This window comes from Tenacibaculum sp. MAR_2009_124 (assembly GCF_900105455.1).
Lineage (GTDB): Bacteria > Bacteroidota > Bacteroidia > Flavobacteriales > Flavobacteriaceae > Polaribacter.
Map to the genome: position 1 here is coordinate 70744 of NZ_FNSF01000002.1, position 21001 is coordinate 91744.

At 32.2% G+C, this 21001-nt stretch carries 21 protein-coding genes; 7 read left to right on the forward strand and 14 right to left on the reverse strand.

What is annotated here, in order from left to right:
• Window positions 1–6: 6 nt before the first annotated feature.
• The 3 genes from BLW23_RS06840 to BLW23_RS06850 all read right to left on the reverse strand — a co-directional run bounded on the left by BLW23_RS06840 (window position 7) and on the right by BLW23_RS06850 (window position 3464).
• The gene (locus BLW23_RS06840) at window positions 7–1035 is read right to left on the reverse strand and encodes a rod shape-determining protein (protein ID WP_093668522.1); all 1029 of its coding nucleotides are present in this window, start codon (window positions 1033–1035) and stop codon (window positions 7–9) included.
• 82 nt (window positions 1036–1117) lie between these two features.
• Window positions 1118–2644, reverse strand: a complete 1527-nt coding sequence (gene purH / locus BLW23_RS06845; RefSeq protein ID WP_093668523.1) for a bifunctional phosphoribosylaminoimidazolecarboxamide formyltransferase/IMP cyclohydrolase — start codon at window positions 2642–2644, stop codon at window positions 1118–1120.
• 364 nt (window positions 2645–3008) lie between these two features.
• Entirely contained in the window at window positions 3009–3464 is a 456-nt protein-coding gene (locus tag BLW23_RS06850; RefSeq protein WP_093668524.1) for a GAF domain-containing protein, read from the reverse strand.
• Window positions 3465–3560: 96 nt separating this feature from the next.
• On the opposite strand from BLW23_RS06850, the gene BLW23_RS06855 reads away from it, so the two are divergent.
• The 4 genes from BLW23_RS06855 to BLW23_RS06870 all read left to right on the forward strand — a co-directional run bounded on the left by BLW23_RS06855 (window position 3561) and on the right by BLW23_RS06870 (window position 7978).
• Window positions 3561–3983 (forward strand): HYC_CC_PP family protein, encoded by a 423-nt coding sequence (locus tag BLW23_RS06855; RefSeq protein WP_093668525.1) that lies wholly within the window; start codon window positions 3561–3563, stop codon window positions 3981–3983.
• A gap of 53 nt (window positions 3984–4036) precedes the next feature.
• Complete coding sequence (locus tag BLW23_RS06860) at window positions 4037–6277, forward strand: TonB-dependent receptor (RefSeq protein WP_093668526.1); 2241 nt, start codon at window positions 4037–4039, stop codon at window positions 6275–6277.
• 2 nt (window positions 6278–6279) lie between these two features.
• Window positions 6280–6648, forward strand: a complete 369-nt coding sequence (locus tag BLW23_RS06865) for a heavy-metal-associated domain-containing protein (RefSeq protein WP_093668527.1) — start codon at window positions 6280–6282, stop codon at window positions 6646–6648.
• A gap of 133 nt (window positions 6649–6781) precedes the next feature.
• Window positions 6782–7978, forward strand: coding sequence for an IS256 family transposase (locus tag BLW23_RS06870; protein ID WP_093667472.1), 1197 nt, complete (start codon window positions 6782–6784; stop codon window positions 7976–7978).
• 55 nt (window positions 7979–8033) lie between these two features.
• Here BLW23_RS06870 and BLW23_RS06875 read toward each other — a convergent pair whose 3' ends face one another.
• The 7 genes from BLW23_RS06875 to BLW23_RS23645 all read right to left on the reverse strand — a co-directional run bounded on the left by BLW23_RS06875 (window position 8034) and on the right by BLW23_RS23645 (window position 13925).
• Entirely contained in the window at window positions 8034–8870 is an 837-nt protein-coding gene (locus BLW23_RS06875) for a pseudouridine synthase (RefSeq protein WP_093668528.1), read from the reverse strand.
• A 47-nt stretch (window positions 8871–8917) separates the two neighbouring features.
• Entirely contained in the window at window positions 8918–9838 is a 921-nt protein-coding gene (locus tag BLW23_RS06880; RefSeq protein WP_093668529.1) for a geranylgeranylglycerol-phosphate geranylgeranyltransferase, read from the reverse strand.
• Between the two features lie 15 nt (window positions 9839–9853).
• Window positions 9854–10780, reverse strand: a complete 927-nt coding sequence (locus BLW23_RS06885) for a mevalonate kinase family protein (protein ID WP_093668530.1) — start codon at window positions 10778–10780, stop codon at window positions 9854–9856.
• A 59-nt stretch (window positions 10781–10839) separates the two neighbouring features.
• The gene (locus tag BLW23_RS06890; RefSeq protein WP_093669346.1) at window positions 10840–11337 is read right to left on the reverse strand and encodes a toxin-antitoxin system YwqK family antitoxin; all 498 of its coding nucleotides are present in this window, start codon (window positions 11335–11337) and stop codon (window positions 10840–10842) included.
• A gap of 18 nt (window positions 11338–11355) precedes the next feature.
• Window positions 11356–12429 carry a diphosphomevalonate decarboxylase gene (locus BLW23_RS06895; RefSeq protein WP_093668531.1) on the reverse strand — a complete coding sequence of 358 codons (1074 nt, stop codon included), beginning with the start codon at window positions 12427–12429 and terminating at the stop codon, window positions 11356–11358.
• Window positions 12430–12565: 136 nt separating this feature from the next.
• A complete protein-coding gene (locus BLW23_RS06900; protein WP_093668532.1) occupies window positions 12566–13288 on the reverse strand; it encodes a LytR/AlgR family response regulator transcription factor in 723 nt (240 codons plus the stop codon).
• Window positions 13281–13925, reverse strand: coding sequence for a sensor histidine kinase (locus BLW23_RS23645; protein WP_255362759.1), 645 nt, complete (start codon window positions 13923–13925; stop codon window positions 13281–13283). The genes BLW23_RS06900 and BLW23_RS23645 overlap by 8 nt, the downstream gene beginning before the upstream one ends.
• A 617-nt stretch (window positions 13926–14542) precedes the next feature.
• Between BLW23_RS23645 and BLW23_RS06910 the strand changes: the two genes are divergently transcribed.
• From BLW23_RS06910 to BLW23_RS06920, 3 genes are all read left to right on the forward strand, one after another.
• Window positions 14543–14956 carry a MotA/TolQ/ExbB proton channel family protein gene (locus tag BLW23_RS06910; protein ID WP_255362760.1) on the forward strand — a complete coding sequence of 138 codons (414 nt, stop codon included), beginning with the start codon at window positions 14543–14545 and terminating at the stop codon, window positions 14954–14956.
• Window positions 14957–15736: 780 nt separating this feature from the next.
• Window positions 15737–15973: a hypothetical protein gene (locus tag BLW23_RS06915; protein WP_093668534.1), complete on the forward strand. Its 237-nt coding sequence runs from the start codon at window positions 15737–15739 to the stop codon at window positions 15971–15973.
• Window positions 15974–16166: 193 nt separating this feature from the next.
• A complete protein-coding gene (locus BLW23_RS06920) occupies window positions 16167–17021 on the forward strand; it encodes an SMP-30/gluconolactonase/LRE family protein (protein ID WP_093668535.1) in 855 nt (284 codons plus the stop codon).
• 12 nt (window positions 17022–17033) lie between these two features.
• On the opposite strand, the gene BLW23_RS06925 is transcribed toward BLW23_RS06920, so the two are convergent.
• The 4 genes from BLW23_RS06925 to BLW23_RS06940 are packed head-to-tail and all read right to left on the reverse strand — an operon-like array spanning window position 17034 to window position 20952.
• Window positions 17034–18254 (reverse strand): BaiN/RdsA family NAD(P)/FAD-dependent oxidoreductase, encoded by a 1221-nt coding sequence (locus BLW23_RS06925; RefSeq protein WP_093668536.1) that lies wholly within the window; start codon window positions 18252–18254, stop codon window positions 17034–17036.
• Entirely contained in the window at window positions 18244–18699 is a 456-nt protein-coding gene (locus BLW23_RS06930) for a GNAT family N-acetyltransferase (RefSeq protein ID WP_093668537.1), read from the reverse strand. Before BLW23_RS06930 ends, BLW23_RS06925 begins: the two co-directional genes overlap by 11 nt.
• Window positions 18700–18708: 9 nt before the next feature.
• Window positions 18709–19644: a GYDIA family GHMP kinase gene (locus BLW23_RS06935; protein WP_176829772.1), complete on the reverse strand. Its 936-nt coding sequence runs from the start codon at window positions 19642–19644 to the stop codon at window positions 18709–18711.
• Window positions 19645–20952 (reverse strand): hydroxymethylglutaryl-CoA reductase, degradative, encoded by a 1308-nt coding sequence (locus BLW23_RS06940; protein WP_255362775.1) that lies wholly within the window; start codon window positions 20950–20952, stop codon window positions 19645–19647.
• Window positions 20953–21001: the final 49 nt, after the last annotated feature.

Consider the following 21001-nt stretch of genomic DNA (forward strand, 5'->3'; position numbering starts at 1 on the left):
TCACATTTATTTGATTAATACTGATTTGTATTTTTCTAAATTCTTTAAAGCAATTCCAGTTCCACGAACAACTGCTCTTAAAGGATCTTCTGCTACATAAACAGGTAAATCTGTTTTACGAGACAAACGCTTATCTAAACCTCTTAACATTGATCCTCCACCGGCTAAATAAATACCAGTATTGTATATGTCTGCCGCTAATTCTGGTGGAGTTTTTGATAAGGTTTCCATTACAGCATCTTCAATTCTCAAAATAGATTTATCAAGAGCTTTTGCAATTTCTCTATATGAAACCTGAACCTGTTTTGGTTTTCCACTTAATAAATCTCGACCTTGAACCATCATGTCTTCAGGAGGAGTGTCAAGATCTTCTGTGGCAGAACCAATCTGAATTTTTATTTTTTCAGCGGTAGTTTCTCCTACATATAAATTGTGCTGTGTTCGCATGTAGTACATGATGTCACTTGTAAATAAATCTCCTGCAACTTTTACCGATTGATCACAAACGATTCCAGCAAGAGCAATTACAGCAATTTCGGTAGTACCACCACCTATATCAATAATCATATTACCTTTTGGTTCCATGATATCAATACCAACACCAATTGCCGCTGCCATTGGCTCATATATTAAATAAATTTCCTTAGCATTCATGTGGCGTGCAGAATCAATAACCGCTCGCTTTTCAACTTCGGTAATGCCCGAAGGAATACAAATAACCATTCTTAATGAAGGAGGAAATAACTTCTTTTTAATTGCAGGAATTTTTTTGACAAACTCTTTTATCATTTCTTCCGAAGCTTGGAAGTCAGCAATAACTCCATCTTTTAACGGTCGAATAGTTTTTATGTTTTCATGAGTTTTTCCCTGCATTCTATTGGCTTCATGACCTGTGGCAATAATTTTACCAGACAGTCTGTTCCTCGCAACTATGGAAGGGCTGTCAATAACTACTTTGCCATTATGGATTATTAGTGTGTTTGCAGTACCTAAATCAACTGCAATATCTTCGGTCATAAAGTCGAAAAACCCCATAAATTGTTTGTCTTTTATCTAAATTATTGATGCGTTTTCACAAATCTATAAAAAATATGCATTGTTTTTACATCAAAAATAATTAATGTTTGAAATGTCTTGTTCCGGTGAATACCATTGCAACGTTATTTTCATTACAGTAATCAATACTTAATTGATCCTTAATTGATCCTCCCGGTTGAATAACACTTTTTATTCCTGCATTATCAGCTATTTCAACACAGTCTGGAAAAGGGAAAAAAGCATCACTAGCCATTACTGAACCAGATAAATCGAAATTAAAATTTTTCGCTTTTTCAATTGCTTGTCTTAATGCATCAACTCTACTAGTTTGCCCTGTACCACTTGCACATAATTGCTTGTTTTTAGCTAAAACAATTGTGTTTGATTTTGTGTGCTTACAAATTTTCGAAGCAAACAATAAATCTTCTAACTCTTTTTCAGAGGGTTTATTGTTGGTAGCATATGTTAAATCCTCTAAAACATCAGTTTTATTGTCTTTGTCTTGAACCAATACTCCGTTTAAGGCAGTTCTTACCGTTTGTTCAGGAAGAGCTACGTCTTTTTGAATTAAGATAACTCTATTTTTCTTTCCTTTTAAAATTTCTAAGGCGTCATCATTGTATGACGGAGCAATAACCACTTCACAGAATAATTTATGAATTTCTTCTGCAGTAGCTTTGTCAATTGTGTTATTAGCGATTAAAACACCTCCAAAAGCAGACACAGGATCTCCAGCTAAAGCATCTATATATGCTTGATGCATGGTATTACGTTGAGCAAAACCACAGGCATTGTTGTGTTTTAAAATAGCGAAAGTAGGAGCTTCTCCTTTAAATTCATTCATTAAATTTACGGCAGCATCAACATCTAACAAATTGTTATAACTTAATTCTTTACCGTGAAGTTTGTCAAATATGGCATCTAGATCACCAAAGAAATATCCTTTTTGATGAGGGTTTTCTCCATAACGTAATGTTTTTGAAGAATTTTCACTTGCTTTGTATACAACTTCATCTTCATTGAAATAGTTGAAAATAGAAGTATCATAATGAGAAGAAATATTGAAAGCCTTAGCTGCGTATTTTTTTCTTTCTGAAATACTAGTTTCACCATTATTTTTATCAATGATTGATAAGAAATCATCGTACTGTTCCATTGAAGAAACGATAACAGTATCTTTAAAATTCTTAGCAGCAGCTCTAATTAAAGAAATTCCTCCGATATCAATTTTCTCAATAATATCTTGCTCAGAAGCTCCAGAAGCAACAGTTTTTTCAAAAGGGTATAGGTCTACAATTACCAAATCAAGTTGAGGGATATTATACTCTTGCATTTCTGCAACATCACCTTCATGCTCTTGTCTGTTTAAAATACCTCCAAAAACTTTCGGATGCAAAGTTTTTACTCTCCCTCCTAAAATTGATGGATAAGAAGTAACATCTTCAACGGGCACTACATTAATGCCTAAATCTTTAATAAACTTCTCAGTACCACCAGTTGAATAAATAGTAACATTTAATTCATTTAGTTTTTTTACTATAGGCTCTAATCCGTCCTTGTGAAATACAGAAATTAGTGCTGATTTGATAGTTTTTGTGTTGCTCATTTTTGTTGTGTTGTTAAACGAGCAAAAGTACTAAAAGCGTGAGGGTTTCACAATAGAAGATTTTAACTTTTTTAATTAAAAAACGCTGTCAAAATAAAATATTTTCAAACAGCGTTTTTAACAATCATAAAGTGAGAATTAGTTTTCACTCGGCATTTTCTAGAAAATTTCTAAACCATGTAGTAAATTTCTCTATTAACGATTGTTGAGCTTTGCGTTGAGCATTATTTTCACTCAAAGCAGTGTAAGTGGGGAATTCTTTACTACTCATAATCTAAGGGAATTAAATGTTAATAAAGTTGTTAATAAATATTTTATCAAATAAAGTAAAAAAAACTTTAATAATCAAGTGTTTAAGCGTATTTTATGCAAAATTGCTTACTTTGTCGCAAACAAACTCCAATAATTCTTCGTCTGACCTTGAAAAAGTGTTTTTTGTATGTGAATCAATGTCGATTTGACCAATATTCTCTCCATTGACGAAAATAGGAATTACAATTTCTGACTTAACCTTCCAACCACATGAAATATAATTGTCTTGTTCACTCACATCTTGTACTATAAAGTTCTTGTTACTAACAGCAACCTGCCCGCAAATTCCTTTACCAAAAGGAATAATTGTGTGCTCAGTAGGTTCGCCATTATATTGAGCTAATTTTAACTCTTCTTTGTCTCCATTTCTAAAGTAAAAACCAACCCAGTCATAATAAGAGATTTGAGAAGCAAGGTAATCGCAAATTTGTTGAAGTTTATCTTCTTTGGGAATTGGAGAAATACAAATTTTTTCAATTTGTGTTTTCATTTCTGCTAATTTATTCATAATTTAAGGTTCAAAGTAATAGTTGATAACAACACTGCAAAAATACTTTGAAGAAATGTATTAAGAAAATATTTATTGTTATTTTAGTTTCCTATAATGAGAATTTTATTTCAAAAAATATCATCCATTTTTTTAGCAATTTTGCTAATACTTTCTACGGTTTCATTTACCGTAGAGAAACATTTTTGTGGAGATTCTTTAGTTAATATTTCTTTTCTTGGCGATGTGGGAGCTTGTGAAGATGATCCTGATGACGATTGTGCCGACTCTTCCATGACAATAGAAGAAGACTCTTGCTGTAAGAATGAGATTACTTATTTAGAAGGCCAACATGAGGTGAATAAAGAAACGGCAGATAAAAGTTTATTTAGTAAAGAAAAGAATGTTGCTGTTTTAAATAAAAATAAACTTCTTTATGTTTGTACTACTTTTCATTACAACAAGGTATTAAGGAGGAGGTATATACCGCCACGAATTACACGAAATATTCAATTACTTTACGAAGTATTTATCATATGATGTAGATTTTGAACATTAGGTTTAGAATACATAAATTGATAAAATAGAAACATATGAAAAATATAATCAGCACTATTGTGCTGTTTATAAGTGTAGTGTCTTTTTCTCAAAACCCCCTTAAAGGAAGAATTTTACATATCAATGATTCTGGAATTGAAGAGTCAGTTCAAGGAGCTTCGGTGTATTGGTTAGGAACAACAATAGGTGTTTTTACCGATGAAAAAGGAAGGTTTGCAGTACCTTATAAAAAAGAATATAAGAAATTAGTGATTAGTTTTGTTGGATTCAGAACTGATACATTATTAATAAATAAAAACGATTATTTAAAACATGTTTTAAGAGAAGAAAGTGTTTTAAAAGAAGTAGAGCTTAGTATAGAAAAAGAATCAACTCGTCGATCTTTTTTTGAAGCGCAGAATGTTATGAATGTTGGAAGCGCTGAGCTATTAAAAGCAGCATGTTGCAATTTATCTGAAAGTTTTGAAACAAACCCTTCAATTGATGTGAATTTTTCAGATGCGCTGACAGGAGCAAAGCAAATTCAAATGTTGGGTTTGAAAAGCCCTTATCTTTTGATTACTCAAGAGAATATTCCATCTATACGAGGAGCGTCTCAAGCCTTTGGTTTAACATTTACCCCAGGGACTTGGGTTGAAAGTATTCAAATTACCAAAGGAGCAGGAAGTGTTGTTAATGGGTTTGAGAGTATTTCTGGCCAAATTAACGCAGAATTGGTAAAACCATATAGTGATGATAAACTTTTTGTTAACTTTTATGGAGCACTAGGAGGTAGGCTAGAGTTGAATACTCATGTCAATCAAAAAGTTTCGGATAAGTGGCAAACAGGGATCTATATTCATGGAAATCATAGAGGACAGGTTTTTGATAGAAACAACGATGGCTTTTTAGATAATCCTCTGGCAGATCAAATAAATATCATGAATAGATGGCAATATACAGATCCAAGAAAAGGTTGGGTAAGTTTTGTGAACTTAAGATATTTGAATGATCGAAAACAAATGGGAGAGCTTGATTTTAATTTCAAGAAAGATAGAGGAAGTTCTGAAGTTTGGGGGAGTGAAATTAAAACGTCAAGGTTCGATTTATCAACTAAATTGGGGTATGTTTTTCCTGAATTACCCTTTCAAAAGGTAAGCTTTCAGTTAGCTTACTCCGATCATAATCAAAAGTCTTTTTTTGGATTAAGAGATTATACTATTAATCATAAAAGCTTTTATGGAAATGGATTGTTTAGTTCTGTAATAGGAGATACAAGGCATAAGTTTAAAACTGGAGTAAGCTTTTTGTATGATAATTATTCAGAGTTCGTAATTAATGAAGAGTTTAATAGAAGAGAAGAAGGGTTTGGAGTTTTCTTTGAATATGCTTATGATGATAATGATAGTTTTAGTTTTACCGCTGGGCTTCGATTAGATACACATAATTTACTAGGAACTTTTTTAACACCAAGAGTTCATATTCGATATACTCCCTGGGCTAAAGGTGTGTTTAGAACGTCTTTTGGTAGAGGAATTAGGAGTGCGAATATTTTTGCTGAAAATCAACAGTTATTTGCTTCGTCAAGAACAATTAACGTTCAAAGTGAAGGAGGAAAGGTGTATGGTTTAAATCCTGAGGTTGCATGGAATTATGGTATTTCATTTTTACAAGGATATAAATTGTTCAATCGAAAAGGGAGTGTCAGTGTTGATTATTATCAAACTACTTTTCAAAATAAAGTTGTTGTTGATTGGGAGGATTCTAATGCTATTTCATTTTACAATTTAAAAGGAGAAAGTCAAGCTCAAAGCCTACAAATTGAAGTAAATCAAAATTTGATTTCCTATTTCAATATTCGATTAGCATATCGATTAAACGATGTAACTACAGATTATAACTCCGGAAGATTGTCAAAGCCTCTGTTGGCTCGTGATCGTTTTTTTACGAGTTTATCTTACGAAACACCATTAAAAAAGAGTGGAGCAAAATGGAAATTCGATACGACTTACAATTGGTTGGGGGGGCAACGATTGCCAGGGAATCAAGAATCTCTTCTTGATAGAGGTTTAGATCAGTACTCTCAATCATACAGTACACTTAATGCTCAAATTACTAAGGTGTTTTCAGGGAGTTTTGAGGTTTATGTTGGTGCTGAAAATATTACAGATGTTCGTCAAAAGAATCCAATATTAGGTAGTGATAATCCTTTTATGGATAATTTTGATACAACAATAGTTTATGCTCCAATTTTTGGAAGCAATTATTACGCAGGTTTAAGATTTAAATTAAATTAATTATGAAGAAAATAGTTTTAATAGTTTTATTAATGATAGCAGGAACATCTGTTTCTGCTCAAAAGAAAAAAAAGAATGCAAAGGCAGTTGTTAAAGTTGATGGTGTTTGTATGATGTGTAAAAAAAGAATTGAAAAGGCGGCTCTATCAACGAAAGGAGTGAAGTATGCGGTTTGGAATGTAAATACCCATGACCTTAGTTTGATTTTTGATGAAAGAAAAACGGATTTAAAATCGATTAAAGCGGTTGTTGCTGATGTTGGACATGATACGAAGGATGTAAAAGCAAGCAAGGAGGCTTATGACAATTTACATCCATGTTGTAAATATCGTGATGAGGAAGTAAGGGATGATCATAAGAAGAAAGGATAGTCTAATGATAAAAAAAACCGAGCTAAGCTCGGTTTTTTTGGCAGTATTTCATAAACTGTGTAAGTTTTAAAATCTCGGGGTTGAATTCAACCCCGAGATTTTTTTATTCATTAACTTTAATTTTTACACATTTATGAAACCAGAAGATTTATTAAACGGCGAATTTCTAAAACAATTTAAAGATGGCTCAGAGTTAACTAGCTTTATAGAACAACTTCACAAACGAGGAGTTGAAAAGATTTTAGAAGGAGAGTTATCAGCTCATTTAGATTACGAGAAACATCAAAAGAGCACTAACTCTAATTCTCGAAATGGCTATTCAAAGAAGAAGTTAAAAACAACTTTAGGAGAAACAGAAATAGAAGTCCCAAGAGACCGTGAAGGATCTTTTAATCCTATGTTGGTAAAGAAAAGAGAAAGTACTACAGATGGTGTTGAAAATCTTATCATCTCTTTGTATGCTAAGGGAATGAGTGCTTCTGATATAGAGGAGCAAATCCGAGAGCTATATGACTTTAACATCTCTACTTCAACGATTTCAAGAATCACAGATAGCATTACTAATGACATTGTAGCATGGAAAAATAGACCTTTAGAAGCTACTTATTTAATCGTTTGGATGGATGGAATTGTTTTCAAGGTTAGAGAGAACTCTAAGGTTATTAACAAAACTATATACATAGCTGTAGGCCTTAGATCCGACGGTAAAAAGGAAGTACTAGGTTTGTGGTTAGGTAAAAATGAATCAGCTGCTTTTTGGATGAGTGTTTTGACTGATATTAAGGCCAGAGGAACGCAAGATATACTGATTACTGCAACCGATAATTTAAACGGATTTACAGATACTATAAAGACAGTGTTTCCTAATTCTACCACACAAATATGTGTAGTACATCAGATTAGAAACTCTTGTAGATACGTGGTTTGGAAAGATAAAAAAGAGTTTACTAAAGATATGAAGCAAATCTATACAGCTCCAACTAAAGAAGCCGCAAAGGCTGCTTTAAAAGATTTTAAAAATAAATGGGAAGCTAAATATTCGTATGCTATTAAAAGTTGGGAAAACAACTGGGATGAACTCACTGTTTTCTTCGATTTTCCAATTGAAATAAGAACTATTATTTACACCACAAATCTTATTGAAAATCTTAATGGGAAAATACGCAAATACACTAAAAACAAACTCTCTTTCCCGACAGATGACGCTGTTATCAAATCGGTATATTTAGCTTTAAGAGAAAGTACTAAAAAGTGGACAATGCCCATTAGAAATTGGGGCATAATTCTAAATCAATTTTTAGCTATATTTGAAAAAAGGATTAGGCTATAAATAACCTAACCCTGATATTTTGAACTTACACACTTTTTAGGATAGTGTCGTTTTTTTATATCATATGTAAATTATTCAACTCTAAATTGGTGAGTTCTCTCCATCTACCACGAGGCAGGTTTTTTTTCGTAAGTCCGGCAAATATTACACGGTCAAGTTTGGTAACATTATATCCGAAATGTTCAAATATTTTACGAACAATTCTATTTCGTCCTGAGTGAATTTCGATTCCTACTTCATTTTTCTTCCCACCTTCTACATAAGAAACGGCATCAATAAATACTTTTCTTCCTTCTATGACAACATCACCTCTTAATTTTTCTAAATCAGCTAAAGTCAGCTTTCTATCTAGAGTTGCTTGGTATAGCTTTCTCACATTGTGTTTCGGGTGAGTTAATTTTTTAGCTAACTCTCCGTCATTGGTGAATAAAAGTAGTCCTGTTGTGTTTCTGTCAAGTCTTCCAACTGGATATATGCGTTCAGAAGTAGCGTTCGCAATTAATTCCATAACTGTTTTTCTACCACGGTCATCTTCCATAGTAGTAATGTAGTTCTTAGGTTTGTTCAATAGAATGTATCGTTTCTTTTCCATTGATAGAAGTGTTCCATCAAATCGTACTTCATCACCAGGTTGAACTCTATAGCCCATTTCTGTAACCAAATTACTATTAATAGTTACACTACCATGCTCTATGAAAGTATCAGCCTCTCTCCTTGAACAAACACCAGCATTGGCTATATATTTGTTTAGTCTAATACCTGATTTTTCCTCTTGTTGAGGTTTGGTATTATTTGGCTTACTTTTTTTGAAATTCTTCTTGAATTGAGGTTTGTTATGAGGATTGCTGTTTCCTCCAGCCTGTCGTCCTCTCGACGAGTTTTTTGAATTCATATCTATGTTTTAAAAACGGGTGCAAAAATACACTAAATATTTGAAAATTAATCTAAAACGTGAATTACTTTATCTAAAATCAGCGTTTTATCTATAAACAATAAGCTAAAAACACCTATTAACAATAATAACTTCAATATGTTATGTAGTAGTCTATATTGATTTTTCTCTGTAGCCTTATATGCGTAAAAACCGACAAAGACCAGAATGAAGGCAGCGAAATAGAAGTAATACTTCATATAGGTGATAGCGGGGTAATTGAATAAGACTGATATGGGTAAAAGGGTTAATACTAACAGAAATATAATTACTTGTTTTGCTTTTTTTTCTCCATATTTTACTGGAAATGTATTGTAATTATTAGCTATAGCTCCTTTAATGTTTTCTACATCTTTAATTATTTCTCTAACCATGATAACTAAGAACAAGAAGCAAGCGTGTACAAAAATTACCTTAGAAAAGTTTTTGAAGTGGACTAGAATAGCAAAGAACGGTAGAATGGTTAAAGTAGTAACTGAAATAAGCCCCATAATAGCATGTTTCTTTAGTTTGTGAGAGTAAAACCAAATTCCAAAAATATAGCAAGAAAAAAAAAGAGCAGCTCTCCAAGAAACTAACCATCCGAAGCAAAACCCCACAAAATTAAAAACAAAATAGAGAGATAATTTGGTCTCTTGTTTTACAAAAGAATCAAGTCCTGCTTTTATAGGACGATTAATTCTATCTGCCTTTACATCATAGAAGTTATTGATAATATAACCTGCTGCGATTACGCAAGTAGTGGCAAGTACTAAGTATAGTAAATGAAAATCTAACAGAACATGCTTTAAAGATTTTTTTCCTGAGAAAATAAAAATAGCAGCTAAGTATTGGGCTGCTATTAATATTAATATATTATATCCTCTAACTACCGATAGAAGACTGAAAGTTTTATAGAGAAGTGTATTTGCTTTGGATGTACTACTCATAGCAAAAAAAGTATTTTAAAAACGATACACTAATTCTAATTTATAATTCTTTAAACTGTTTTTGGCTTTTTCGAAATCTTTGGTGAAACCTAAAATATATCCACCACCACCTGATCCACAAAGTTTCAAATAGTAGTCATTGGTTTGAATCCCATTTTCCCATACTTTATGAAAAGCAGAAGGAATCATAGGTTTGAAATTGTGAAGAACTACCTTCGATAACTTCTTTACATTTCCGAACAAAGATTTTATGTTTCCCTGCAAAAAATCTTCAATACAAGCATCAGTATGAATAGAAAACTCTTCGCTTAACATTTTTCTAAAGCCTTCATTTTTCATTTTATTCATGAAAATAGTAACCATAGGCTCCGTTTCTCCAATTTGCTCTGAGTCTAACAAGAAAACAGCACCTTTACCTTCTTTTTGAGAAGGGATTCCAGTAGCTTCAATATTCTCTTTAGAGTTAATTAAAATTGGTAAGCTTAAATATGAATTTAAAGGATCTAAACCTGAGCTTTTTCCATGGAAATACGATTCCATGATAGAGAAAATTTCCTTTAACTTTAATAATTTATCACGTGTTAAGTTTTCAAGAACTGTTATTTTGTTTACAACATACTTGTCATAAATTGATGCAACTAAAGCTCCTGAACTTCCTACTCCATATCCTTGTGGGATCGAAGAATCGAAATACATTCCGTTATCAATATCACTCTTAAAGCTTTCTAAGTCGAAATCTACCAACTCAGAATTAAGTTCAGCTAAGTACTGATATAGTCCAGTAAGACTTGAATTAGATTTTTTTGCTTCACCTGTTAAGGTTTTTACAGACTTAAGAGCTCCTTTATATGAGTTAAAGGGGATTGCTAGACCTTTGGAGTCTTTGATAATACCATATTCTCCAAAAAGTAAAATTTTAGCATAAAATAAAGGTCCTTTCATAGATTCTTTGTAATTACAATATTGCAAAAATACAAGTAATAGTTCTAGTTTCCAATTTATTACTTTGTGTTTTTGTGAAAAGTTTTCCAAATACCTGATTTCTCGTTATCTCGATATTTACCCTTTTCTTTTATTTTTCCATTTTTATAAAACGTTTTCCATATACCAGAACGTTTTCCTTGAGCATATCTCCCTTGCTCTTTTAGTTCGCCTGAATCATAATAAACCTTTCGTAAACCATGTAGTTTACCGCCTTTATAATTCGCTTTATGAGATGCGTTTCCATTTTGGTAGTAATATATAACTAAGCCGTCAAATTCTTCTTTTCCAGGAGTGTTCATGTTGCTGAATCCTTCCATTTGAACCTGTCCATTCTTATAATAATCAACAATCCAAAACCCATTTTTAATTTTTTTTGGGTTAGGACGGTAGTATTCTCCTTCAGATTTATTTGTTTGTTGCCAATTAGCATCGAACCATATAGTTTCTTGAGCTGTAATGGATGATGTAGAAAACCCAACAAACATTATAAAAAGTACAATAGTAGAAATTTTCATAATTAAAGAGGTTAAGTGTTAAAAAGTTTGTGCCCCAAAGCCTGTATTATCACAAATATACTGATTTTTTTGGCAAAACTTTAACAATTCGGTGTTAATGAAATGTTCAACTTGTTGTTTTTCAGTGTGTGGGTAAAGAATATGAACGTTTGCCCCAGCATCTAAAGTAAAACATATATTTGAATCAGATTCTGCTCGGTACCCCCATATTTTGTTAATGATCTCCAGAGTATTAGGTTTCATAAGGATAAAATAAGGGTTGCTGGTTAGCATCATGGCATGAAGAGTTAAGGCTTCACTTTCTACAAGTTCAATGAAATCTGCTAAATTTCCTTCTTGAAGGATTGTCGTGATTTTACTTAAATTGTCATTTGCCTGTTGAAACCTTTGTTCGGCAAAGGGATGATTATGCATTAAATTATGCCCTACTGTACTAGATACTTGTTTTTCACCTTTGTCTACAAGTAGTATACAGTCTTGGTAATTTTCAAAAATAGGATGAACTTTATACGGAAATTTAACTCCGTAATTGTCTGAGCTCCCTTTAATGTCAGAGTGTTTTCCCCAAACTACTAAAGGACCTTCGATACTCCTGCTCGCACTCCCAGAACCTAATCTAGCTAAAAAAGATGCTTTTTGAGTTAAATAATCATCACTTAGATTTGGGTTTAATTCTTTTTCTAAACTAATTAAACACATGGCAATAGCTGCCATTCCGCTAGCAGATGAGGCAATACCACTACTATGAGGAAATGAATTTTCAGAATGAATGACCATAGAGTAATCGAGGATATACGGACAGTATTCTTTGATTCTATCAAAAAACTTGGCTATTTTCGGTTTGAATTCATCTTTTCTTTTTCCTTCAAAATAAAGATCGAAATTTACTTCAGTATCCTTTTCAATTTTTTCAAATTCTATTTTCGTTTTGGTATGGCAATTATTTAGAGTAAAGCTTATTGATGCATTTTTGGGCAGTTGAGGTTCCGTTTTTCCCCAATACTTAACAAGTGCAATATTGCTTGGAGTTTGCCATTGATGAGTTGTTTTTTCAACTGTTTTAACGGCTTCTTGAAAAATAAAATTAACCATATTAAACGTGTAGTTTTTTTAGCAAAAATACGTGAATTTTTTCATTACTGGTATGTAGTAAAAAGTAAAAACTATCAAAGAAAACAATTTCGAGTTAAAGGAAAAATAAGACATGAGTAAATATCGTTTATGATGCTTATATGGAACCGAGTTTTTGTAAAACTTCTTCTTTGTAAGTTCTACTAATGGGAACTGCCTTTTTGTTAATTTCTATGTATTCATTGGTATAGGATACGATTTGTTTTATAGAAACAATAAAAGATCGATGTACTCGGATGAAATAATGATTTGGGAGTTTGTTTTCGATATTACTTATCGTTTCTCTCGTTACTATGGTTTTTGATGCTGTGTGAACTTTTACATAATCACTCAAACTTTCAACGTATAAAATATCAGAGAAATCCATTTTAATCATTTTTCTGTCTGATCGTAAAAAGATAAAATCGTTAGTTTGATTAAGATTACTATAAAGTTTTGGTTTAACCTCTTTTACTAGGTTTGAGGTTTCTAAAAGTTTGTTTACTGCTCTCAAAAACCTGTCAAAAGCTATGGGTTTTAACAAATAATCTATGGCTTGTAAGTCGAATCCTTCAACTGCATACTCTCTATAAGCAGTTGTAAAAACAATCTTAATATTTTTTTGAATGGATTTAGCAAATGTTAATCCTGATATTTCTGGCATGTTAATATCTAGAAACACTAAATCGATGGCATGGTCGTTAATTGCATGAATACCGTCCATTGCGCTTGAACAACTTTTTAATAAATTTAAGTTAGGAATTTTATCTATGTAAGTGGTAAGAATTTCTCTTGCCATAGGTTCATCGTCTATAATAATGCAATTAACTTGTTTATTCATTTTTTAATGGAATGGCTAATGTTGCTAAAAATTGTTCTTTATCAAATATCGTTTGGAGCGAATAATTGTGCTTGTATAGCATGAATAGTCTCTTTTTTATGTTTTCTAACCCAATTCCCTTAGAAGATTTAGTTGATGGTTTTGTGGTGTTTTTAACTTCAAAATTTAGAGAGGAACTACCAACTTCTAGTTTTATTTCTATTGTTAGCACTCCTTTAATGGGGACACCATGTTTAAAAGCATTTTCAATAAAGGGAAGCAATAGCATTGGAGCTATTTGAATATGTGATATATCGCCTTCTTTTATAAATTTAACAATAAGATTTTTTTGAAATCTCATTTTTTCTAAGGTGATATAATCTTCAATATGTTCAACTTCATCGTTCAATGATACTAGAGGTTTTTCTACTTGGTAAAGGATATAGTCCAAGAGGTTTGATAATTTTAGAATCATGTCAGGGGCTTCATCCGCTTTTTTTAAAGCGAAGCCATATAAAGTATTTAAAGTATTAAATAAGAAGTGTGGATGAATTTGCATTTTTAAAAACTTAAGCTCTTGCTTTTTGAATTCTAATTGGGCTTCGAGAAATTTGTTTTTAAGATTTTGTTTTTCATCGATTGCTCTATAATTGCTCATTAAAATTTTAAACCCACTGACTAAAGTAATAATGAGGAGTACGCATATAGAAATTACTGAAGGACTTTTAATCAATAAAGGCATTTGTTGATATTCAAGGTTAAAGAAGAATGTAAAACCTAAAATTATTGTTAATAACACACCAAACAATGTGAAAATTAAGGTGTATATCACATACAATGTAAATAGCCAATATTTTTGAGATAGTAAATAATCTGGTATGAGCTTGCTGATAAAAACGTAGGAAGCGACTATGGTAATTGAAGCCATAATTGTTGAGAAAAAAAGTAGAAAAGAATTGTTTTGACTCCCCGAGCTAAAAAAAAGATAAAAAAATCCCCAAACCATTACCCAAAATAATAAGTGTAAAGGTGTTTTTTTCAAATAAGAGATTATTAACTTTTGCATTTTACAAAAAAGAAAAAAATATTTTGATTTGCATCTTAAATATAGATGAAATACTAAATTAAACGTGGTTTTAACATAATACTTTATTTATCTATGAAATTTCAAGGTCATTGCAGAATCGAGGATAAAAGTTGTTGTTGGTCTCTAAGTGTTCCATGGAGTTTAAAGAGTGTTATACTTTCGTAGCAGAAACAATTTAAAAAAATATTATGATTCAATTAAAATTAGAAGAAGCAGTAGCAGCAGGTTACGAAGTTGTAGAAATGGAAGGAGAGCCGTGTACGGATATATTTTGTCAAGGAGGTTATTTGTTTATGGTGCCCTTGTTAATCATGCTACTGTTGGTGGTTTTTCTGTTTATTCGAGGAATTAAAGCGAATACTGAGAAAAACTCGAGATTACTGAAATCCGTAGGATTGTTTTCTTTAGTTTTTGGAGTGTTAGGATTTATAATAGGAATGCTAGGAGCTTTAGAAGCTATTTCAATAGCGGATAGTATTAGTCAACAAGTTTTGACAGGAGGGCTGAGGATTGCGTTAATAGCTCCTACATTCGGATTGATAATTCTTGTAATAGCAAGATTGTTTGATATTGTATTGTTATGGATGCGAGGGGAGAAATAGAATAAAAAGAATGTACTCAAGAAAAGCAATAAGTAACAATCTTTTTGCTTTTCTTTTATTTCAGGGTTTTCTGCATTGTAATTAGATTATAGATAGGTTTTTACCTGTTTTTGAATGAAAAGAACTAGGGATAACCCTTATGTTAAGTTCAGGGTTTTTGAGGGGTGACAAACTTTTAAATTTTAACATATCAAACAGTGAAACTGTTGTAAATTTGCACCTGTTCTAAGAGACGTCTTAGAATTTTCTTTTTCATAGCAATTTTCCCGCTCTATTTTAGAGCGGGTTTTTTTATCCTTTTATTTGATACATACGCCGATAGAAATAGACTTTTTACCGAAGTGTTTGGTTTTTGGTTTTATATCTGTTTTATCTTTAAGGTGTAGATAAAGAAAACAGTATTTTCCCCTTATATATTTTTCCCTTTAATATTAGCAGGAAGACTTCGGTAAGAAGTCTTCTTACTGTTTTATAGCGTGTTAAATGTTGTCTGGTCGAATTTGTGAGTTTGGTTATTCGGATCTAAACTTCTTGGAAAATTGAAATAAATTATAAGAAGTACTTAGAAAATGCACAGAGAAAATACTTAACTCATATTTTAATCGTTTGAAATGTGTAGATACATAATTTCATTTAAATAGTTAAAATGTTAAGTATCCAAAATAGAGCCCCTCAAGTAAAATCTTAAACAACTAAGTGTTGTTCTCATTTTAAATTTATTAATTAGAAAATACCTATTTCTGCTTTTGAAATAGGTATTTTTGTCGAAATTAATAATTCGTGAGTAGAAAAATTAAATTGATATGGGACTTTAAAGGCCCTGAAGGTCTTGAAACAGCGAAGCATCATTGTGTTCATTTAAAAGAGTTCGCGGAAATAGATAACCTTACATATTACGAGGTAAACCATGAGCAGGTTCATGAATTTCATGCGATTGCTTTTATTACAGTAGATGAGACTGATATGAAAATATTTAGAGATGCACTCAAGCCGCACCGTGGAGTTGTGGCAAGCTAATAGATAGTGTTTTCTTGTGCGAACTCCATTTCTAATAGAAAAAAATCCTTTCATTTTTAATACTGAAACATCGGTAAGCAAGAGATAATTCAGTTGTTGATAGTTATTTCTAGTGTTTTTAGCTAAAAAAGGAGGTAAATAGTTATTTACTGGTTCATTTTAGGCAATACTAAATTAAACAAGCATTGTTCGAATGAATTATAGAAAACAACTTTACTTACTTCTTTTTACTGTAATAATAACTTCATGTAGCCAAAAACAAACGAGCTACGATTTAATACAAGAAAATATATTTACAGGTGGCATAGAAGGCCCCGCTACAGATTATTTAGGGAATATTTATGCGGTTAATTTTGAAAAGGAAGGAACTGTAGGAAAAGTAACTGCTGAAGGGAAAAGTAGTATGTTTATTGAACTTCCTAATGGAAGTATTGGTAATGGCATTCGATTCGGAAATAAAAATCAAATGTTTATCGCCGATTATACCAATCATAATGTGCTTGAGGTAAACCTTGAAACAAAAGAAATTCAAATTTTTGCGAATCAACCTTTAGCAAATCAGCCAAATGATATTGCAGTACTTTCAAGCACAACTTTGTATGCAAGTGATCCGAATTGGAAAGAAAGTACAGGGAACTTATGGAAGGTAACAAAAGAAAAGGGGTTTGAACTTTTGGAGAAAAACATGGGAACAACCAATGGAGTAGAGGTGAGTCCTGATGGAAAAAAACTGTATGTAAACGAATCTGTTCAGCGAAAAGTATGGGTATATGATATTAAAGAAAATGGAGATGTGTCAAATAAGAAAGAGTTTATTTCTTTTGAAAATTTTGGACTTGATGGTATGCGTTGCGACAAACAAGGTAATCTATATATTTGTAGATATGACAAAGGAACCGTAGTTGTCTTATCTCCAAAAGGAGAAATATTAAATGAAATAAATCTTACTGGGAAAAAACCAACGAATATTACCTTTAGTATTGATTACTCTAAATGTTATATAACGGTTGCCGACAGAGGTTGTATTGAAGTAATAGACTTAATATAACCACAATCGTATTTAACTGTTGGCAATACTTTGAGCACAGATATACCCTCCTGTCCAAGCGTTTTGAAAATTGAATCCTCCGGTAACGGCATCTATGTTTAAAACTTCACCAACAATAAAGAGGTTTTTATGGATTTTGCTTTCGAAGCGCTTGAAGTTAATTTCTTTCAAATCAATTCCTCCAGCAGTGACAAATTCATCTTTAAATGTGGTGCGACCATTAGCATTAAAAAGTCCTTGGGTAAGTTGTGTAGATAGGTTGCTTAATTGTTTATTACTTAAATCCGCCCAATTTGCTTTGGTCGAAATTTTAGATGCATTTAGCAAGCGTTCCCACAATCTTCTTGGAAGATCTGTAAAAGGAGACCTAAGGTGAATTTGTTTTTTAGAGAACTCTTGCTTAAAATTAGTCAATGCTTCGGCAACTGCATCTGTATCCATACCCAACCAATTAACGATAACATTATATTGATAGTTTTTTTCTGCTAATACTCTAGCTCCGTGGGCAGAAAGCTTTAGAATAGCAGGACCGCTTAATCCCCAGTGTGTAATTAATAAAGGTCCAGAGTTTTCTAATTTCGTTTTTGCAATTTTAACAGAAGCATTTGGAACCGATATTCCTCCTAAATCAATAATACGAGGATCTTTAATATTGAATGTAAATAAAGAAGGGACAGGCGGAATAACTTTGTGGTTTAGTTTTTCTACAAGTTCCCAAATTTTTTTACTACTTCCTGCAGCAATAACTAAAAAATCACACTGATATGACTCATTTTTAGTGATGACTTCCCATGAGTCATTTTCATTTGTAATATCAATTACGTTTTGACTTGTAGCTACTTTAATCTTTAGTTTTTCCGTTAAGTGAGTAAAGCAATCAATAATAGCTTGAGAGGTGTTCGCTTCTGGGAATACGCGATTATCCTCTTCAATTTTTAAAGGAACTTGATGGTTGTCGAACCACTCAAAAGTATCACCTGTCATAAACTGGTGAAATGGGCCTAGTAATTCCTTTTCTCCTCTAGGATAGTGCTTAACTAGTTCTTTTGGTTCAAAGCAAGCGTGTGTAACATTACAACGTCCACCACCCGATATTTTCACTTTTTGTAAAGTGTCTTTTCCTTTTTCTAGAATAGTAATATCTAAATCAGGATTTAATTCTTTAGCATTTATTGCCGTAAAGAAACCTGCTGCTCCACCTCCTATAATAATTACTTTCTTTTTAGTGCTCACTATTTTTATTTGTATTTAAAGACATTAAATAAAGATCAAAACCTTTTGCCCAAAAATTATCGGTTACGCTGTCTACTTGAAAGCCCATTTTTTGATAAAATTTATAAGTCAATTGTGAAGTTCTAACAATTATAGTGTCAATATTTATATTAGTTTTAATAAGGTTAATTCGATGTAAAGTAAGTTTTTTACCGATACCTTTTCCATGATGATTAGGATGAATAATGTCCCAAGCAATTCTAGCGGTCCTATTTACGATGTCATAATTAATACCTCCGCACCCAATAATTTTCTTATTTACTTCGTATATAAAGTAATCTTCAATTTCATTTGTTAGATAATCGATATAATCAGTTTTCTCAGTAGCGTCGAAAAATACTGGGGTATTTTGATCAAGCAATTCAATTAACTTGTCAATGTCTTCTATAGTATATCGTCTAATCATAACATAAAACTAAAGAATCATTTCTGAGTATTTTAAAATAGTATGATATCCTTTGTTTTTGAAATACATTGGAGTGTCATCATTCCCCGTCGCTAAAATAAAGTCGCCACCCCAAGCTCCTAAACTTTTTATTTCTCCAAAATAATCGTTGAATAATCTTTTTTTAACGGGCTCTTGTTCTATAATTTGACTAATAATATGTTCGTGTTCATTAATAAGAAGATTAAAATCGTTAACAGATTTAGAGTTCAATATGTTGTAAGAAATTTCACTTATGGTTGAGATGTGTTTCTTGGCCTCATCTTTTACTTTTCTATATTGAGCAATCCCCTCTCTACTATTTTGCTTTTGATTTAAATGAATAAAAAACAATTGATTCTTGAAATCAGGATTGAAATTGACTTCCTTTATTGAAGGGTTCTTTCCTTCAACTTGGTATATAATTGGAGCATTATGTTTTGCACAAGCAATGTCATAACCACTTCCGGAAAAGGAATTCCATAAAAGAGTAAAGGGATTAACGTTAGCCCAAGAAGCAATATTATTTATTAAAGTAGAAGAACTCCCAAGCCCCCAGTTTCTAGGAAATGACAAGTTAGTTTTAACAATATAACCTTTGGTTGTATTTAAAAACTCAGGATTTAATTTCTTCGCTTCTTGAAGAATTGTTTGCAGTGTTTCGGCAACAAATTCAGAACTCCCTTCTTTATCAGAATTAAAAGTAGCTGAGGTTAGTCTTAATTTCGGTAGATCAAAACTTGCTTCAAACCAGCACTCTCCAGTATCTGAAAAACTACCCCAAATTAGCTCTGGTTCATTAATGGGGTCGATAGTTAAATCTTGTCCAAATTTAGTAGGAACGGCAAGACCTTCAGCTCCATCAAGAATTAAATATTCACCAGTTAGTAACAGTTTACCATTACTATAATGTTTTATTGAATCCATTTAGACCTTCTTTCTTAAGTTTTCGAGAGCTTCAACAACACCACTATGAGACACTGTTTTATTTTCAAACTCTTTTGAAATTAGTTCTTTTTCTTCAGTAGAGGCACTCATTTGATTTAATATATTCATTAGGTGCATTTTCATATGACCATGTTGAATGCCTTTTGTAGTTAATGCTCGTAAGGCGGCAAAATTTTGAGCTAAACCAGCAGTAGCTATAATCTCCATTAATTCTGGAGCTGACGGTCTTCCCATCATGTCCAATGACAACTTAGCCATTGGATGTATTGCGGTTAATCCTCCTACAGTACCTAAAGCTAATGGAAGTTCAATCCAAAATTTAAACACTCCATCTTTTACTTCACAATGAGAGAGGCTGCTGTAAGTACCATTTTTTGCTGCGTATGCATGGGCTCCAGCTTCAATAGCTCTAAAATCATTTCCTGTTGCTAATACAACCGCATCTATGCCATTCATAATCCCTTTATTGTGAGTAACTGCTCTATAAGGTTCTATTTCAGCTATTTTTACAGCTTGCTCAAACTTTTTAGCAAACTTTTCAGGATTGTTCCCACCCAATTCGGCTACATCACATGACACTTCAGCTTTTACCAAACATTCAGGAACATAGTTAGATAAAATACTCATAACGATTTCAATATCATTTCTCCTAAACTGGTTCGCCATGGTTTCAAGGCATGAATTTATAAAATTCGCTCCCATAGAGTCTTTCGTTTCGAAGGTGACATGTAGCTGGTAATAGTTATCGAGTTCTTCAGTTTTATCAACAAGAATAATGTCTAAAATACCACCTCCACGTTTTTCCATGTTTTTAGTAATGGAATATGTCGCTTCATATAGTTTAGACTTCTGTTCTTGAAAGTAAGAATAGAGTTCTTTTTTATCGCCCTCAAACATGAAGTGAACATGACCTATTTTTGTCGTAGAAATAACTTGGGTTTTAAATCCACCGCGTGTGCTCCAAAACTTAGCGACTAAAGAGGCTGCAGCAACAACGGAACTTTCTTCAACGACCATAGGTATTACATGCTCTTTACCATTAATAATAAAGTTGGGAGCAATACCATATGGCATATAAAAATTAGTAATGGTATTTTCTATAAAGTCGTCATGTAATTGTTGTAATGCTTCATCAGCATTCCAGTATTGCTGAATTGTTTGGATGATTTCATTTTGGTTATTAAAAAAATTCTTAGCTAACCAATCAATCTTTTCTTGTTTAGAAAGTTTGGAAAATCCTGAAATAACTTTCGCCATTCTATGTTTAAATTTTAAGGATTCAAAGATAAATGAATCCTGTTAAATTAGCCGAGTTTAAAGATATTTCTAGGCATTT

Bases quoted from the DNA above. Each gene is read 5' to 3' on its own strand.
- BLW23_RS06885 (WP_093668530.1), bottom strand. From the start codon at position 10,780: ATGAAAGGACCTTTATTTTATGCTAAAATTTTACTTTTTGGAGAATAT.
- BLW23_RS06895 (WP_093668531.1), bottom strand. From the start codon at position 12,429: ATGGTTAATTTTATTTTTCAAGAAGCCGTTAAAACAGTTGAAAAAACA.
- BLW23_RS06865 (WP_093668527.1), top strand. From the start codon at position 6,280: ATGAAGAAAATAGTTTTAATAGTTTTATTAATGATAGCAGGAACATCT.
- BLW23_RS06920 (WP_093668535.1), top strand. From the start codon at position 16,167: ATGAATTATAGAAAACAACTTTACTTACTTCTTTTTACTGTAATAATA.
- BLW23_RS06930 (WP_093668537.1), bottom strand. From the start codon at position 18,699: ATGATTAGACGATATACTATAGAAGACATTGACAAGTTAATTGAATTG.
- BLW23_RS06900 (WP_093668532.1), bottom strand. From the start codon at position 13,288: ATGAATAAACAAGTTAATTGCATTATTATAGACGATGAACCTATGGCA.
- BLW23_RS06870 (WP_093667472.1), top strand. From the start codon at position 6,782: ATGAAACCAGAAGATTTATTAAACGGCGAATTTCTAAAACAATTTAAA.
- BLW23_RS06850 (WP_093668524.1), bottom strand. From the start codon at position 3,464: ATGAATAAATTAGCAGAAATGAAAACACAAATTGAAAAAATTTGTATT.
- BLW23_RS06840 (WP_093668522.1), bottom strand. From the start codon at position 1,035: ATGGGGTTTTTCGACTTTATGACCGAAGATATTGCAGTTGATTTAGGT.
- BLW23_RS06890 (WP_093669346.1), bottom strand. From the start codon at position 11,337: ATGAAAATTTCTACTATTGTACTTTTTATAATGTTTGTTGGGTTTTCT.
- BLW23_RS06935 (WP_176829772.1), bottom strand. From the start codon at position 19,644: ATGGATTCAATAAAACATTATAGTAATGGTAAACTGTTACTAACTGGT.
- BLW23_RS06860 (WP_093668526.1), top strand. From the start codon at position 4,037: ATGAAAAATATAATCAGCACTATTGTGCTGTTTATAAGTGTAGTGTCT.
- BLW23_RS23645 (WP_255362759.1), bottom strand. From the start codon at position 13,925: ATGAGCAATTATAGAGCAATCGATGAAAAACAAAATCTTAAAAACAAA.
- BLW23_RS06855 (WP_093668525.1), top strand. From the start codon at position 3,561: ATGAGAATTTTATTTCAAAAAATATCATCCATTTTTTTAGCAATTTTG.
- BLW23_RS06875 (WP_093668528.1), bottom strand. From the start codon at position 8,870: ATGAATTCAAAAAACTCGTCGAGAGGACGACAGGCTGGAGGAAACAGC.
- purH (WP_093668523.1), bottom strand. From the start codon at position 2,644: ATGAGCAACACAAAAACTATCAAATCAGCACTAATTTCTGTATTTCAC.
- BLW23_RS06880 (WP_093668529.1), bottom strand. From the start codon at position 9,838: ATGAGTAGTACATCCAAAGCAAATACACTTCTCTATAAAACTTTCAGT.
- BLW23_RS06910 (WP_255362760.1), top strand. From the start codon at position 14,543: ATGATTCAATTAAAATTAGAAGAAGCAGTAGCAGCAGGTTACGAAGTT.